Source organism: Ruegeria sp. BB1, from assembly GCF_056539465.1.
This window is the reverse complement of record NZ_JBQFVB010000003.1, coordinates 126112-141405: the sequence shown is the minus strand read 5'-3', so window position 1 is coordinate 141405 and position 15294 is coordinate 126112. Positions and strand designations below refer to the sequence as shown.

Annotated in this window: 12 protein-coding genes; 7 read left to right on the top strand and 5 right to left on the bottom strand. The window is 59.8% G+C overall.

Translation table 11 applies throughout. From position 1 onward, the window contains the following. Positions 1 to 177: 177 nt before the first annotated feature. Positions 178 to 1113, top strand: a complete 936-nt coding sequence (locus ACR0AL_RS10025; protein WP_170360879.1) for a DMT family transporter — start codon at positions 178 to 180, stop codon at positions 1111 to 1113. Here the strand turns inward: ACR0AL_RS10025 and ACR0AL_RS10020 are convergent. Beyond that, on the bottom strand, positions 1110 to 1688 hold the full coding sequence (locus ACR0AL_RS10020) for a DUF1285 domain-containing protein (protein ID WP_170396677.1): 579 nt from the start codon (positions 1686 to 1688) through the stop codon (positions 1110 to 1112). The two genes, ACR0AL_RS10025 and ACR0AL_RS10020, sit on opposite strands and share 4 nt — an antisense overlap. Positions 1689 to 1752: 64 nt before the next feature. Between ACR0AL_RS10020 and ACR0AL_RS10015 the strand changes: the two genes are divergently transcribed. From ACR0AL_RS10015 to ACR0AL_RS10000, 4 genes are read left to right on the top strand one after another with little or no spacing between them, the layout of a single operon-like run. Next, the gene (locus tag ACR0AL_RS10015; protein ID WP_170360874.1) at positions 1753 to 2760 is read left to right on the top strand and encodes an AAA family ATPase; all 1008 of its coding nucleotides are present in this window, start codon (positions 1753 to 1755) and stop codon (positions 2758 to 2760) included. Next, positions 2757 to 3632: a DUF58 domain-containing protein gene (locus ACR0AL_RS10010; protein ID WP_170349704.1), complete on the top strand. Its 876-nt coding sequence runs from the start codon at positions 2757 to 2759 to the stop codon at positions 3630 to 3632. Before ACR0AL_RS10015 ends, ACR0AL_RS10010 begins: the two co-directional genes overlap by 4 nt. Beyond that, on the top strand, positions 3629 to 6394 hold the full coding sequence (locus ACR0AL_RS10005) for a DUF4159 domain-containing protein (protein WP_480662855.1): 2766 nt from the start codon (positions 3629 to 3631) through the stop codon (positions 6392 to 6394). The genes ACR0AL_RS10010 and ACR0AL_RS10005 overlap by 4 nt, the downstream gene beginning before the upstream one ends. Further along, complete coding sequence (locus ACR0AL_RS10000; protein WP_170360871.1) at positions 6391 to 8433, top strand: hypothetical protein; 2043 nt, start codon at positions 6391 to 6393, stop codon at positions 8431 to 8433. Before ACR0AL_RS10005 ends, ACR0AL_RS10000 begins: the two co-directional genes overlap by 4 nt. On the opposite strand, the gene ACR0AL_RS09995 is transcribed toward ACR0AL_RS10000, so the two are convergent. Continuing rightward, complete coding sequence (locus tag ACR0AL_RS09995) at positions 8434 to 9282, bottom strand: 2-keto-4-pentenoate hydratase (RefSeq protein ID WP_170410896.1); 849 nt, start codon at positions 9280 to 9282, stop codon at positions 8434 to 8436. A 117-nt stretch (positions 9283 to 9399) separates the two neighbouring features. On the opposite strand from ACR0AL_RS09995, the gene ACR0AL_RS09990 reads away from it, so the two are divergent. Together ACR0AL_RS09990 and ACR0AL_RS09985 are read left to right on the top strand one after the other, a co-directional pair. After that, positions 9400 to 11601: a response regulator gene (locus tag ACR0AL_RS09990; RefSeq protein WP_480662853.1), complete on the top strand. Its 2202-nt coding sequence runs from the start codon at positions 9400 to 9402 to the stop codon at positions 11599 to 11601. Between the two features lie 8 nt (positions 11602 to 11609). After that, positions 11610 to 12068, top strand: coding sequence for a VOC family protein (locus tag ACR0AL_RS09985; protein ID WP_170376318.1), 459 nt, complete (start codon positions 11610 to 11612; stop codon positions 12066 to 12068). On the opposite strand, the gene yaaA is transcribed toward ACR0AL_RS09985, so the two are convergent. From yaaA to ACR0AL_RS09970, 3 genes are all read right to left on the bottom strand, one after another. Beyond that, the gene (gene yaaA / locus ACR0AL_RS09980; protein WP_170376316.1) at positions 12059 to 12829 is read right to left on the bottom strand and encodes a peroxide stress protein YaaA; all 771 of its coding nucleotides are present in this window, start codon (positions 12827 to 12829) and stop codon (positions 12059 to 12061) included. The two genes, ACR0AL_RS09985 and yaaA, sit on opposite strands and share 10 nt — an antisense overlap. 33 nt (positions 12830 to 12862) lie before the next feature. Further along, a complete protein-coding gene (recQ, locus tag ACR0AL_RS09975) occupies positions 12863 to 14902 on the bottom strand; it encodes a DNA helicase RecQ (RefSeq protein WP_480662850.1) in 2040 nt (679 codons plus the stop codon). 78 nt (positions 14903 to 14980) lie between these two features. Beyond that, positions 14981 to 15268: a YggT family protein gene (locus ACR0AL_RS09970; RefSeq protein ID WP_170349712.1), complete on the bottom strand. Its 288-nt coding sequence runs from the start codon at positions 15266 to 15268 to the stop codon at positions 14981 to 14983. Positions 15269 to 15294 lie beyond the last annotated feature (26 nt).

Genomic DNA, 15294 nt, shown 5'->3' with positions numbered 1-15294 from the left:
GGTCTCGGGCAGCTGTTGGCCGGACCTTAACGGGACGGCGATTTTTGGGGAAGGGGATCAAAAACGACAGATTGTCGAAAATCGGCCAGATCGCCTGGATCAAATTAGAGACTTTTGGGGCAACGCGGCGAATCATTTTTGCGCGCCGTGCCAACAGAAGGTTTGAACACGATGGCAATGAGCCCTGACCCCGTGCGCGGGAACGCCCTTACTGTGTCTGGCGGACGGACATCCGCGGTGTCTGGCAATGGTCTGGCGGTTGCATCCATGCTGACTTGGGCGGCGGGATTTCCGGCCGCCGAGGTGCTGTTGCAAAGCTGGCCTCCGGTGGCCCTGTTTGCCGCACGACTGGTATTGGCGGTGGCGTTTCTGGTTCCGGTCTGGTTGCTGATTGACGGACCGTCACGCGTATTGCGCGCCCGTTGGGGACATGCGTTGTTTGTTGGCGGGACGCTGGGCGCTGGCATGTTCCTGATCATTGTGGCGCAAAAACTGACTGACCCAGTGACAGTGGCCATCATCGCCTCTTGCGCGCCTTTGTTCGCGACGCTGTTGGAACTGGCGACCGGCACACGGCGGTTGCGGTGGAATTTTGCGGTGGGTCTGGTCGTGTCGATCGTCGGCGGGCTGATTGCCACCAGTGCGGTAGCTCCGGCGCAGCTGGGATTGGGTGCGGGCTGTGCCATCCTGTCAACCGGACTGTTTTGTTGGGCCAGCATGGCGACAGCGCGGGATTTCCCCGAACTCAGCCAGACCGGGCGCAGCACGATTACCTTGGTTGGGGGGCTGATCGTGGCTGCATTCCTGTTCTTTGCGGCGGGTCAGGCTGGCATGGATATCCTGCCCTCGGCACCGATTGATGTGCAGCAGATGGGGATGCTGGTCATCTATGCGCTGGTTTCGCTGGGGCTGAGTCAGGTGCTGTTCATCGCGTCGGTGGGCAAGCTGGGCGTGGCATTGGCCTCGTTTCATATCAACATCGCACCCTTCTATGTGATGCTGATCATGTTGGTATTGGGCGAAGAGTGGAATTGGACCCGCGCGCTGGGCGCGAGCATCGTCGCTGTCGCTGTGGTTCTGGCGCAGGATCGCCGGGTCCCGCGACGGGCTTAATCCGGCAGGTCCTCGGACGGAATCAAAGGAAAAAACCGCCCCCCCGACCGAACGCCGAACCAGCCATCCTGATGCTGGGCAAGGTCCACAAGGCGGTAAAAGCTTTTACGATCAATCCGCGCCTCAAGGTTTGTGCGCACCAATACATAGGGCGACGGCTCTTCTGTTTCCTCGTCGATGACAATGCGGATGGGATGATCCGGCCCCGCCACAGCGCGGTCACCGACATGCGTGCTAAAAGTCACGCTTTGCCCGTCACCTTCCCCTTCGATATCGAAATCGACGGCCACAAAGGGCGCATCCTCGACGGTGATTCCAACCTTTTCCACCGGGGTTACCAGGTAATACTTCCCGTCTTCTTTCTTAAGAATTGAGGAAAAAAGCTTCACAAGCTCGAACCGGTTGATGGGCGACCCTAAATAACTCCAGGTGCCATCTTTTGCGATCTTGATGTCCAGATCGCCGGAAAACGGAGGATTCCACAGGTGAACAGGCGGCAAACCCTTGGATTTGGTTGCTTTGACTGATGCTGCCAGACCATCAGGTGAAGGGGTCACAGGTTTTTGTCCGCTCATTGCTTTTGCCATTTCCTCTCAGCGCGATACACTTCAATCATAATAGTCCACGGAAGGGAAAGTCATGAGCGAACCTGCCGACCTCGTGTCCGAGATCGAAGCGCTGGAAAACAAGCTGCAAGAGGCCAAGGCCTCGATCACCCGTCGCTTTATCGGACAGGAACGGGTCGTTGACCTGACCCTGACTGCGCTGTTGTGCGGCGGTCACGCTTTGTTGATCGGCTTGCCGGGGCTGGGTAAGACGCGATTGGTTGAAACCTTGTCGACGGTGATGGGCTTGCATGGCAATCGTATCCAGTTCACGCCCGATCTAATGCCTGCCGATATTCTGGGGTCCGAGGTTCTGGACACCGCTGATGACGGCACCCGCCACTTCCGCTTCATCTCTGGCCCGATCTTCTGTCAGTTGCTGATGGCGGATGAGATCAACCGCGCCAGCCCGCGGACTCAGTCGGCTCTGCTACAGGCAATGCAGGAACGCACTGTAACCGTGGCGGGCGAAGATCGCTCGCTGGGCGAGCCGTTCCATGTTCTCGCCACGCAAAACCCGATTGAACAGGAAGGCACCTATCCCCTGCCTGAGGCGCAGCTGGACCGGTTCCTTGTTCAGGTCGATGTTGAATATCCTGACCGTCAGACCGAACGAGACATTTTGCTTGCAACCACAGGGGTCGAAGAAGACGAAGCCCATCAGATTTTCACCAAAGATGAACTGCTGGCCGCGCAGGTTTTGCTGCGTCGCATGCCGGTGGGAGAGTCGGTTGTGGAGTTGATTCTTGATCTGGTTCGTGCGTTCCGCCCAGAAGAGGCAGGTGCGTCCGAGCGCGTCGCAGAAACAGTTGCCTGGGGTCCAGGTCCCCGTGCAGCGCAGGCGCTGATGATGACGGTGCGGGCCCGCGCGATGTTGCAGGGGCGGTTGGCGCCAAATGCCGAAGATGTCCTGGACATGGCCCGCCCGGTGCTCAGCCACCGGATGGCGCTGAACTTCGCGGCGCGCGCGCGTGGTGATAGTCTGGCTGAGCTGATCGACTCGACGGCCGCCGGGTTAATCCGTACCGAGGCCGCGGCGTGAATGCCGCGCTGACCCTTCGAGAAAGATCCGAGGCCGAGGCATCCCGGCTACCGCCGCTGTTGGCGCGCGCAGAACATCTGGCCGGAACCGTTTTGCTGGGCGATCATGGACGCAGGCGCTCGGGCCTTGGTGACGATTTCTGGCAATACCGCCCGGCGCAGATCGGTGACAGCCGTCGGATGATCGACCACAGGCGCTCGGCCCGCGGGGATCAGCAGTTTGTGCGTGAACGGGAATGGCAGATCGCGCAATCGGTGATGCTGTGGGTGGATCAGGGTGCCTCGATGCGGTTTGCGTCCAACAAGAACCTTCCCACGAAAGGTGACAGGGCCCGTTTGCTGGGTTTGGCAATCTCGATCCTGCTGGTTCGCGGTGGAGAGCGCGTGGGCCTAACCGGCACCACGCTGCCGCCCCGGCGCGGAAACGCGCAAATCATCCGACTGGCGCAGGCCTGGTCAGGCGATGTGCAGGACGATTACGCCTCGCCCGAGCATCGCGCCATGATCCCGCGCGCGCGTGCCGTGTTCATATCGGACTTTCTGGGCCCGATGAGCGAGGTGGAGCTGGCCCTGACCAAAGCTGCCGACCGTGGTGTACGGGGCGTTTTGATGCATGTTCTGGACCCCAGCGAGGAATCTTTTCCCTATCACGGCCGCACCGTGTTCGAGAGTGTCGGACGAACCTTGAAACACGAGACCCTGAAAGCTGGTGCTTTGCGTGGCCGGTATCTTGAGCGGCTGGCGGAGCGCAAAGAAGCGCTACAGCAATTGTGCCGGGCGACAAATTGGCAATATGGCCTGCACCACACTGAAGACAGCGCACAGGCGGCGCTGCTGTGGCTGTACCGCGCTTTGGACGGGAGCTTGCGATGACGGCATTTCTGTCAGTGATCAGCTTCACATCCCCTTGGGTATTGCTGAGCCTGCTGGCCCTGCCGATCCTGTGGCTGATTCTGCGCGCAGTTCCACCTGCACCGATCCGCCGCTTGTTTCCCGCGGTCACTTTGCTTTTGGGACAGAAGGACAAGGAAAGCGTTTCGGACCGTACCCCGTGGTGGTTGCTTTTGCTGCGGATGGTGGCAGTTGCCGCGATCATCATCGGATTAGCCGGACCGGTATTGAATCCGTCACGTATTCAGGCCGGGTCCGGCCCGTTGCTTTTGGTGTTGGATGCAAGCTGGGCCGGGGCTACTGGATGGCCAGCAACGCTGGAGCAAATTGACGCCCAGTTGGTTGAGGCCGGACGCGCGGGCCGTCCGGTATCCATTTTGCGCCTTACAGAGCCGGAAACCCCTGTCTTTCAGGCGGCAGAGGCCTGGCGCGGGCGGTTGCCGGGGATGGTTCCGGTGCCATGGCAACCAAGCGAAACCCAGATCACGCAGGCAATTGACGTGCTGGATCAGATCGAAGAGGACTTTGACACATTCTGGTTCAGCGACAAGCTGGCTTACCCGAACAGCGCCCGAATTCTGGACACTTTGCAATCGCGTGGTGACGTGACGGTGTATCAATCTGCCGCCCCGGTGCTGGCGATGGTTCCGGCAGTGTATCAGGATGGGGTTATTCAACTGACTGCAAGACGATCTGAACCCGGGCCGGCGACGGCTGTCACGCTTGTGGCTCAGGGCCGCGACCCGGCGGGTGTCATGCGCATTCTGCACAGCGCTGATGCCGTTTTCGAAGAAAATGAAACAACTGCGCAAGTGGAGCTTGCCCTGCCATCCGAATTGCGGGGACGGATCACAAGGTTCGAGATTCAGGGGCAGCGTTCGGCCGGTGCGGTAACGCTAACGGATGACAGCCTTCGCCGACGCGAGGTCGCCCTGATCGCCGGAACGTTGAACCGTGAAGGGTTGGAACTGCTCTCACCGCTGCACTATCTGACCCAGGTCCTGAGTCCCACTGCGGATTTCGTGGATGGAGGGTTGCTGGAAGTTTTACCTGCCAATCCTGATGCCATCGTTCTGGCCGATGTGGCCAAACTGTCGCCCGGGGAACAGACGGCATTGGTGGAATGGGTCGAACAGGGCGGATTATTGCTGCGCTTTGCCGGTCCGCGCATGGCCGCCAGCGACCTGGGCCGCGATTCCGAAGATGTATTGCTGCCGGTACGTCTGCGCAGCGGCGGTCGCTCGGTCGGTGGCGCGATGAGCTGGGGTGAGGCCAAGGGGCTGGCACCCTTCCCGGAAAACTCGCCTTTCTACGGCTTGCAGGTGCCCGGCGATGTTACGGTCACAACACAGGTCATGGCGCAACCAGACCCTAACTTGGCGGATCGGGTGATTGCGTCGCTGTCCGACGGCACGCCCCTGGTCACACGCAAGGCGCTGGGCTTGGGCCAGGTGGTTTTGTTCCATGTGACGGCGGATGCAGAATGGTCTAGCCTGCCGCTTTCGGGGCTGTTTGTTGAGATGTTGGACCGTCTGGCCGTGGCCTCAGCGGCGAAATCCCGGCAGGATTCGCAGCTACAGGGCACCACGTGGGAGCCGTTGCAAGTGATGGACGGCTTTGGCGCCCTGTCCGATGCGGGCAATCTGGCTGGCGTGGACGGGGTCGAGCTGATCTCGGGCACAACCGGCCCCGATTTGCAGCCCGGCCTTTATGAAAGCGGCAAACAGAAGCTGGCCTTGAATGTTCTGTCGGAAGAGGCTGTAATTAGCCCGGCAATCTGGCCTTCGGATGTACCGATCAAAGGGCAGGAGGTGAACTCTGAGACACCTGTCGGGGGCATCCTGCTCAGCCTCGCTCTGCTATTGCTGACGATTGATGTGATCGCCTCATTGGCCTTGTCTGGCCGCCTTGGTCTGGCCAAAGCGGCGGCGGTTGCTATGGGCGCAATGCTGTTGGTGCCCGAGGCGCAGGCGCAGACGCCCGAGGATACAGAATTCGCACTGAATGCCACGCATGAGCTGGTGCTGGCCCATGTGCTGACCGGAAATGCGCAGGTTGACGATGTGGCAGGTGCTGGCCTGCGTGGCTTGTCACAAACGTTGTTCTATCGCACATCGGTCGAACCTGCCGAGCCCTTTGGGGTGGATCTTGAGCGCGATGAACTGGCGTTTTTCCCGCTGCTGTATTGGCCGATCACTCCGGATCAGCCGCAGCCTTCGGCTGAGGCCTATGTTAAACTGAACGCTTATTTGCGGTCGGGTGGCATGATCCTGTTCGACACACGTGATGCGGATATCGCGCGCTTTGGGGCCTCGAGCCCCAATGGGCGCAAACTGCAACAACTGGCGGCCCCGCTTAATATTCCCGCTTTAGAGCCTGTTCCGGGTGATCATGTTCTGACCCGAGCCTTTTACCTGCTGCAGGATTTCCCGGGTCGCTACGCTGGTACAGAAATCTGGGTCGAGGCCGCCCCGGTGGATGCCGAGCAGATCGAGGGCATGCCATTTCGCAATCTCAACGACAACGTCACCCCGGTGGTGATTGGCGGCAACGACTGGGCCGGGGCTTGGGCAATTGACCGAAACGGACAGGCGCTGTTGCCAGTCGGGCGTGGTTATGCCGGGGAACGTCAGCGTGAACTGGCCAATCGCTTTGGGGTCAATCTGGTGATGCATGTGCTGACCGGGAATTACAAATCGGATCAGGTACACGTGCCTGCGCTTTTGGACAGGTTGGGACAATGACCGGAACAGTCATCTTTGATCCGCTGATCCCGTGGCCAGTACTGGCCATTGTCGCCGCGATTGCGGTCACAGGGGTTCTGCTGGCCCTTTGGCGCGGCCTGTCTGGTTGGGCCTTGCGCGGGCTGGCGGCGCTGGTGGTGATCGCGGCCTTGGCGGGTCCGGTCTATCAGGTCGAAGACCGTGCGCCGCTGACTGATATCGTGCTGATGATCGAGGATGAAAGCGCCAGTCAGGCCCTTTCGGATCGCGCCGACCAAACCGCACAGGCGGCCGAGGGTTTGGCTGCTGAAATCGAAGCCCGTGACAATACCGAGCTGCGCCGGATCAAGGTCGCCGACGGAGACGGCGACGAAGGCACGCAGGTTATGGCCGCGTTGAGCGCCGCACTGGCCGAAGAGCCGCGCGCACGGATTGCGGGTATTCTGGTGGTTTCAGACGGTCTGGTGCATGATGTCGAGCAGGCCCCCGACCTGCCCGCGCCGATGCACTTGCTGCAAACCGGACGTGAAAGCGACTGGGATCGCCGCCTGATCGTCCGCAATGCCCCTGCCTTTGCCATTATCGGCGAACCTGTCACCCTGACCTTGCGCGTGGAAGACAGCGGCGCTGCGCCTACCGGGGCGACCACTGCGCCGCTTGAGATATCAGTAGATGGGGCCGAGCCGGAACAATTCACCATTCCCATCGGCGTCGATGTCGAATTGCCCATCGCTCTGCCGCATGGTGGGCGCAATGTCATCCAGTTCACTGTGCCTCAGGCAGAGGGCGAATTGACCGACCGCAACAACACCGCGTTGATCCAGATGAACGGGGTGCGTGACCGGTTGCGCGTGCTGCTGGTGTCGGGTGAGCCGCATCCGGGTGGGCGGACCTGGCGCAATCTGCTGAAATCCGACAGCTCGGTCGATTTGGTGCATTTCACCATCTTGCGCCCGCCCGAGAAACAGGATGGCGTGCCGGTGGACGAGTTGTCCTTGATCGCTTTCCCAACGCGCGAGCTGTTTCTGGAAAAGATCAACGATTTCGACCTGATCATCTTTGATCGCTACAAACGGCGCGGCATCCTGCCCGCGATCTATCTGGACAATGTCACCAATTATATCAACGAAGGCGGCGCTGTTCTGATTGCGGCGGGGCCGGATTTTGCCAGCGCCGACAGCATCTTCCGTTCACCTTTGGCGCCGATTCTGCCGGCACAACCCACTGCCCGAGTGATCGAGGAACGTTTCGTGCCCATGGTGACCGATCTGGGCCATCGCCACCCGGTGACGACAGATCTGGGGGATTCCGAGGATTGGGGCGCATGGCTGCGCCAGATCGACGTCAACCACCGCACGGGTGAGCTGTTGATGACCGGTGTGGATGAGCGACCCCTGCTGGTGCTGGACCGCGTGGGCGAAGGGCGCGTGGCGCTCTTGGCGTCGGACCATGCCTGGTTGTGGAGCCGGGGTTTTGAGGGCGGCGGGCCGCAATTGGAACTGTTGCGCCGTCTGGCCCATTGGATGATGAAAGAACCCGAGCTTGAGGAAGAAGCCTTATGGGCCGAAGCCAACGGGCAGGTCATGCGTATCATCCGTCAGACATTGGAGGATGAGGTCGGACCGGTGACCATCACCCGCCCCGATGGCGAAACGCTTGAAATAACGCTCGATGAGGTCTCCCCTGGGCGATTCGAGGCGACCTATTTTGGACCCGAGATTGGCCTCTACCGTCTTCAGGAAGGTGACCAGATGGCAGTGATCGGGCTGGGCCCCGCTGCGCCGAAAGAGTTTGAGCGTACCATCGCCACTGATGAGGTGCTGAAACCCGTACTGGCTGAACTGCGCGGGGGTACCATCCGACTGGAAGACGGGTTGCCGTCTATCCGCAATGTCCGCGCCGGGCGTCCAGCTGCTGGGCGCGGATGGATCGGCCTGACCCCGCGAGAAGCCTATGAGACGCGCGATGTCACACAGGCCGGGCTTTTACCGCCCTGGCTGGTGCTGGTGCTGGCCGGTGGCTTCTTGCTGGCCGGATGGTTGCGCGAAGGGCGACGTTGATTACTCGAACACCACGCTGACCGTGGGATCACCGGGCAGACCCGCATAGCTGACGGACGCCCCGCCTTTGCCCTTTGCAGGCGGCACAAGCGGGCCGAAAGACCCGACGGAAATCAGGTCGCCGGCTTGAAACTCGATACCTTTCGACATCAGCCATAGGGCCGCATTTGCCGGGTGCCCCAAAACGGCCGCCCCTGGGGCTTGCGCCAGTACCTCGCCATCCGCGGCGCGGAGTGTGACCGTCATATCCTGCAACGCCTGCGTCATCGCTGTAGGATCGGATACGGGAATTTCAGAGCCTAACACGCCGAGTTTCGGGGCAACGCCAATGGCGGTTAGGGTAACCGGCGTGATTGGCTCCCCCTCGGCCAGGGTAAGATCCGGCAGCTCGATAAAGGGGCGGATGGCTGAGATATGGGCAAGAACTTCGGCCGGGGCAGTCGCCTGATTGATGCCAGCGTCGCCGACAACCAGCACCAAATCGGCCTCAAAAACCGGACGCGCACCCCATGTGGCGGGTACAGTGGCCCCGTCGTCCAGCATCATATCGCGGTACAGAACGCCCTGAACCGGTTCAGATGCGCCGAACCGCTCTTGCGCGGGGGCGCTGGTCAGGCCTGCCTTATAGCCGATGATCGGCCCCAAATGTGGCTCTAACACACTGACTATCTTGGCCTGTGTACACAGCGCGTCTTCCATGCTGCCATCCGCAGAAAGGGCCGTCGTCGGTGTGTTGGTCAGATAGTCCTGCACATATTGGTCAATCTGCGCTTCTGTGGCGCAATCCGCCACCGCATGAGAACCCAGCGTGATGGCGCAGAGTATTGGCAAGTATGTTTTTCGCGGCATGGCAGACCTCCGGGTTTTCGAAAACTCTGGCACGATGGTCCGTGTTCGGGCAACGGCTTAAACACTTTTTCACGCTCTGTCGGGATGCTGGGCGCAAGTTACCTGGGATCAGAAACGATGAGTCTAGCAACCAAACTGGCACAGGAACGGCGTGCGCGGCTGGCGGCCGAGCGGCTGTTGGAAATGAAGCAGGTCGAATTGTCAGCCGCCAATCGCAAGCTGGGTTTGCATGCGATGGCCCTGACCAAACGCATCGGTGAAACCCAGGCCGAGGTCGAAACGGTCAGGGATGAAAATGAAAAGGTCAAATCCGACCTGACCGAAGCCAATGCCAAGATCGAAGTGGCCGAGCGCCGCTTGTGGCATTCGATGCAGACCATTCAGGACGGTTTCGCCTTTTTCAATGACCAAAGCCACATGATCGGGGCCAATGCCGTCTATCTCAGCCTGTTTGACGGTTTGGAAGAAGTGTCGCCGGGTATTTCCTATGCGCGTATCCTTGAGATTTTGACCGATGAAGGGCTGATCGATATTGGCGCGGAATCTCCGACCGATTGGCAGGCCAGAATGCTGAACCGCTGGGCACAACCCCAGCCGGAAGCGGTGGTGATCAAGCTGTGGAATGGTGAATATTTCAAGATGATCGACCAGCGCGGCAATGGCGGTGACGTGGTCAGTTTGGGCCTGAACATCACCGCCTCGGTTCGGGATGAGGCTGAGTTGAAGGCCGCCCGCGAACGGGCCGAGGCCGCAAACCGGGCCAAATCTGCCTTTCTGGCCAATATGAGCCATGAAATCAGAACCCCGATGAACGGCATTGTCGGCATGACCGAGTTGATGTCGGAAACCCCGCTGGACGAGGAACAGCGGCTCTATCTCAACACCATCCGCAACTCGGGCGAGGCGTTGTTGGTGATCATCAACGACGTTCTGGATTATTCCAAGATCGAGGCGGACAAGCTGATCCTGCACCCTGAACAGTTCGATTTTGAACGCTGCATTCTTGAGGTTGCGATGCTGATGCAACCCAGCGTGCGCGACAAAGGGCTGTCCTTGTTGGTCGATTATGATTTGTTCCTACCGACCTTGTTCGTGGGCGATCCCGGTCGCGTGCGGCAAGTATTGACCAATCTGGTGGGCAATGCGGTCAAGTTCACCACCGAAGGCCATGTGTTGATCCGCGTCACTGGTGTGCCGAATGCAGACACGAACACATGCGATATTCACGTTGCGATCGAAGACACCGGTATCGGCATCCAAGAGGACAAGATCGGGCACATCTTCGGTGAATTCAATCAGGTCGAAGATGAAAAAAACCGCGCATTCGAGGGTACAGGGCTGGGGTTGGCGATCACCAAGCGGCTGATCACACTAATGGGCGGGTCGGTCTGGGTGGAAAGCGAACCTGAGCAGGGCTCCTGTTTTGGATTTCGCATCTCGTTGCCCACCATCGAAGGCCCGCAACCCACACCGCCTGATTTGGCTGGTCGGTTGCGCCACGTGGTCGTTGTCGAGGATCTGGCGGTGAACCGTGCCATCCTGTCGAAACAGCTAGGGCGATTGGGATCGAAAGTCACCGTTTGCGCCTCGGGGGGTGAGGCGCTGGCCGCTGTTGATGGCAGTGTGGACCTGTTGCTGTGTGATCACGACCTGCCGGACATGGATGGGTTGGAACTGGCGACCACGCTGAAAGGCCGGGGCTGGGGGGATTTGCCCGTGGTGGTGATGTCGGCCAATCCCGGTGTCATCCACGCCAACCCGGCACGTAACCTGATTGACGGGGTTTTGCAGAAACCTATTCCCCGCGCCGAACTGTATTCGCGCTTGACGACATTGGGGCGGCTGCCTGTCACGCCTGAAGCTGCTTCAAGTGACCCCGAGGCACCGTCAGAGCCGCACGGTGAACGCCAGATGCGTGTTTTGGCAGCCGAGGACAATCGGACCAATCAGTTGATCCTGCAAAAGATGGTCAAGGATTTGAATATTGACCTGCAATTCGCCGCGAATGGGCTGGAAGCCGTGGACCAGCATCAGAAATTCGACCCGGACCTGATTTTCATGGATATTTCGATGCCCAAGATGGATGGGAAACAGGCCACGGCGGAAATCCGGCGGCGCGAGATTGACACGGATCGGCATGTGCCGATCGTCGCATTGACGGCGCATGCCATGGCTGGGGATGATCAGGGCATTCTGTCGGCCGGATTGGATCACTATCTGACCAAACCGCTGCAAAAGCGGAGAATCCACCAGATGATATTGGACCATCAGCCCGAGGATGCTTTGCCTGTCATTGCCGAAGATGCACAGGCTGAATAGGGTAAGCCATGACTGATCGTGGATTTCAGCCTCGTGCCTTGGGTGAGATTGCCATTCGCTGTGCCGATATGGGCGCGATGGTGGCGTTTTATGAAGATGTAATCGGGCTGGAACGCCTGAGCGGTGATCACAACAGCGCCATCACCTTTTTCCGCATCGCCGAAGGGTTCGGTGGGCATACACAGGTCTTGGCCCTATTTCACCACACAGCAGCCCCGCGGCCTGGGTTGCACCCGACCGGCGCCGACAAGCCCACTACCGGCGCCGGGTCATCGCTGCATCATATTGCTCTGTCATTGCCCTTTGCCGAACAAGAGGCCGTGATGCGCTGGTATGACAAAATCAGTCAGCCTTACCGCGTTGAACAATTCGGCTGGATCGGATGGCGGGGCATTTTCACCGAAGACCCCGAGGGCAACACGGTTGAGTTGGTTGCTTACGACCCATCGATGCTGGATCAGGCCTGATAGGGGCGCACGAAAACGGGTTTGTCCTCTTGCGACAGGTCCGAGCGGTATTCATATCCACCAGTGTCGAAATCCAGCAACCCTTTGGGGTCGGTCAGACGGTGTTGAACGATATATCGGGCCATCGCACCCCTCGCTTTTTTGGCAAAGAAACTGACGATCTTGGGGGTGCCGGCCTTGTCTTCCATAAAGACCGGCGTGACCACCCGCAGCTTCAGCGCCTTCAAGTCGACCGCGCCGAAATATTCCTGACTGGCGCAATTCACCAGAACGTCTGATCCGACCTCTTCAGCCTGCGCGTTCAGCGCTTTGCTCAGTTGGTCGCGCCAGTATTCATACAGGTTCTTACCGCGCCGGGTTTTCAGCTTGCTGCCCATTTCAAGACGATAGGGTTGAATCGCGTCCAGCGGGCGTAACACCCCGTAAAGTCCGGACAGGATACGCAGATGGTCTTGTGCCCAGGCCATTTCTTCGGCATCCAGCGAGGTCGCTTCCAGCCCCTGATAGGTATCCCCAGCAAAGGCCAGCGCTGCAGGTCGGGTCAATTCAGCGCTCGGCGAGTCCGAAAATGCTCGATACCGGTCACGGTTCAGACGGGCCAGATCGTCGCTGAGGTCCATCAGTTTTTTCAGATCGCCCAGTGTCAGATTGCGGGCGGTTTTCGACAGTCGGATCGCGTCGTCCTGAAAGTCGGGTTGCGTGACCTCAACGTCCCGCTCTGCCCAATCCAGCCGCTTGGCCGGGGAAACCACTACCAGCATATCCGCCCTCGTTTCTTGCCTGATGCAGGGTATCTAGCCCGCCTGACGCAGCACGTCCAGAAACGCGGCACCAAACCTTTCGTGACGACGGTTGCCCAGCACCTGTTCCATCCCGCGGGGGTCATTGGGGCGCAGTTGTGCGACCTTGGCCAGTTGTGAGGCCGAACAGGTCAGCGGTTTGTCAATCCCGTCGGAACCGCGCGAAAGCTGTGTTTGAACCTCAAGCAGTCGGTCATAGATATCCCCTTGTTCGCGGCCCGCCAGTTTGCGGCGTGCTGGGTGCAATTCTTCAACCGCGCCGGTCAGCACCTCAAGGAAGGTGTCGCCGTACCGTTCCAGCTTTTTCGCGCCAACTCCGCTGATCCGGGCCATATCGTCCAAAGAGGCCGGGCGTTTTTCGGCCATTTCAATCAGAGTGCGATCGGGAAAGATAACATAGGCCGGAACTCGCGCGCTTTCCGCCAGCGCGCGACGTTTGGCCTTGAGCGCAGATAGCAGCGGCGCGTCTTCCTCGGACACCATCATCTTGACGGCGGGCCTCCGGGTGGCCTTGCGGATCGTGTCTTTGCGCAGGTTGATCTGCGCCTCACCTTTCAGGATCGGCTTGGCTGCTTCGGTCATGCGCAACGCGCCGTGGCGTTCGGGATCGGGGCGAACAAGATCGTGACCCATCATCTGCCGGAAGATCGCCTGCCATTGCGGGCGCGACCAGTCCTTGCCGATGCCCCATGTGGACAGGTTGTCGTGCCGCCGGGCGCGAATCTTGTCGGTTTCATTACCCAGCAGAATGTCGATCAGATGGCCCGCGCCGAACCATTCCTCGGTGCGAAGGATCGCCGACAAGGCCATGCGAACGGGGGTGGTGCCATCGAACACTTCCGGAGGGCTGTCGCACAGGTCGCATTTACCGCAAGGTTCGATCTGTTCTCCGAAATACCCCAGCAGGGTCTTGCGTCGACATTCGAGCGCCTCGGCCAGCCCGAGCAGAGCGTTCAGCCGCGCATGATCTGCCATGCGCCGTTCCGGTGGTGCGAGCCCCTCGTCGATCTGAGACCGGCGCAAGCGAATGTCGTCGGGGCCGAACAGGGTCAGGGTTTCAGCAGGCCCGCCGTCGCGGCCGGCGCGGCCGATTTCCTGATAATAGGCTTCGATGGACTTGGGTAGGTCCGCATGCGCGACCCAGCGGATATCGGGCTTGTCGATGCCCATTCCGAACGCAACGGTGGCAACCACGATCAGCCCATCCTCGCGGGCAAAGCGGGTTTCGACGATGCGGCGGTCTTCGGCCTCCATTCCGCCGTGATAATGACAGGCGGTGTGGCCTTCGGCGCGTAAGGCCTGGGCCAACACTTCGGTTTTGTTGCGGGTGCCGCAATAGACGATACCGGATTGGCCTTTGCGCGCTTCGGCGAAGTCGAGGATCTGTTTGCGTGGGCCGTCCTTGGCAGCAAAGGCCAGATGGATATTGGGCCGGTCAAAGCCGCGCAGGAACTTACGTGGGGCGGTGCCGTCGAACAGTTTTTCGACAATCTCGTCCTGCGTTTCGGCATCCGCAGTGGCGGTGAAAGCGGCCAAAGGCACGTCCAATGCGCGTCGCAGCTCTCCGATCCGCAGATAATCTGGGCGGAAATCATGGCCCCATTGGCTGACGCAATGGGCCTCGTCCACTGCGATCAGGCTGACATTGATCCGACGCAACATGCCCAAGGCTGACCCGGCGGCCAGACGCTCGGGGGCCATGTAGAGCAGTTTCAGACGCCCGGCCTCCAACGCCTCCCACACGGCGTCGGTTTCTTCGGGGGTGTTGCCCGAGGTTAGCGCACCGGCCTCGACCCCGGCCTCTTGCAGCCCGCGCACCTGATCACGCATCAAGGCAATCAGGGGGGATATCACCACGGTCACCCCGTCACGCAGAAGGGCGGGTAACTGAAAACACAGGGATTTGCCGCCGCCCGTGGGCATGATCGCCAGCACGTTTTCACCCAGCGTGACGGCATCGACGATCTCTTCCTGACCGGGGCGGAAGTCGTCGAATCCAAAGACATCTCGCAGCAAAGGCGCGGCGTCGAACATGTGCGGGGTTGCCCTGTTTTAAGGTTTATCTGCTCTTAAGACAGGACAATCACATACTAAGATTCGGTGAACAAGAGGTCAGACGAAATAGCCCATATTGTTAATTAGAATGATCCGCAGCGCGTAGACCCCGATCAGCACCACCAAAGGCGTCAGGTCCAGCCCACCCATCGCGGGCAGGACGCGGCGGATTGGGCCATAGATAGGCTCTAATATCCGGTTCAGGCCATACCAAATTTGCGCCACCAGTTGCTGGTGCAGGTTGAGAACCTGAAAGTTGATCAGCCAGCTCATGATCACATGGGCCAAAATGATGAACCAGACAATGTCCAGGATCAGCAGCAGAATTTGGATCAACGACAGCATGGGGCCTCCGGTAAATACGTGAGATG

Excerpts from the sequence above, each read along its gene's own strand:
- ACR0AL_RS10025 (WP_170360879.1), top strand. The coding sequence starts at position 178 with ATGAGCCCTGACCCCGTGCGCGGGAACGCCCTTACTGTGTCTGGCGGA.
- ACR0AL_RS10020 (WP_170396677.1), bottom strand. The coding sequence starts at position 1,688 with ATGAGCGGACAAAAACCTGTGACCCCTTCACCTGATGGTCTGGCAGCA.
- ACR0AL_RS10015 (WP_170360874.1), top strand. The coding sequence starts at position 1,753 with ATGAGCGAACCTGCCGACCTCGTGTCCGAGATCGAAGCGCTGGAAAAC.
- ACR0AL_RS10005 (WP_480662855.1), top strand. The coding sequence starts at position 3,629 with ATGACGGCATTTCTGTCAGTGATCAGCTTCACATCCCCTTGGGTATTG.
- ACR0AL_RS10000 (WP_170360871.1), top strand. The coding sequence starts at position 6,391 with ATGACCGGAACAGTCATCTTTGATCCGCTGATCCCGTGGCCAGTACTG.
- ACR0AL_RS09995 (WP_170410896.1), bottom strand. The coding sequence starts at position 9,282 with ATGCCGCGAAAAACATACTTGCCAATACTCTGCGCCATCACGCTGGGT.
- ACR0AL_RS09990 (WP_480662853.1), top strand. The coding sequence starts at position 9,400 with ATGAGTCTAGCAACCAAACTGGCACAGGAACGGCGTGCGCGGCTGGCG.
- ACR0AL_RS09985 (WP_170376318.1), top strand. The coding sequence starts at position 11,610 with ATGACTGATCGTGGATTTCAGCCTCGTGCCTTGGGTGAGATTGCCATT.
- yaaA (WP_170376316.1), bottom strand. The coding sequence starts at position 12,829 with ATGCTGGTAGTGGTTTCCCCGGCCAAGCGGCTGGATTGGGCAGAGCGG.
- recQ (WP_480662850.1), bottom strand. The coding sequence starts at position 14,902 with ATGTTCGACGCCGCGCCTTTGCTGCGAGATGTCTTTGGATTCGACGAC.
- ACR0AL_RS09970 (WP_170349712.1), bottom strand. The coding sequence starts at position 15,268 with ATGCTGTCGTTGATCCAAATTCTGCTGCTGATCCTGGACATTGTCTGG.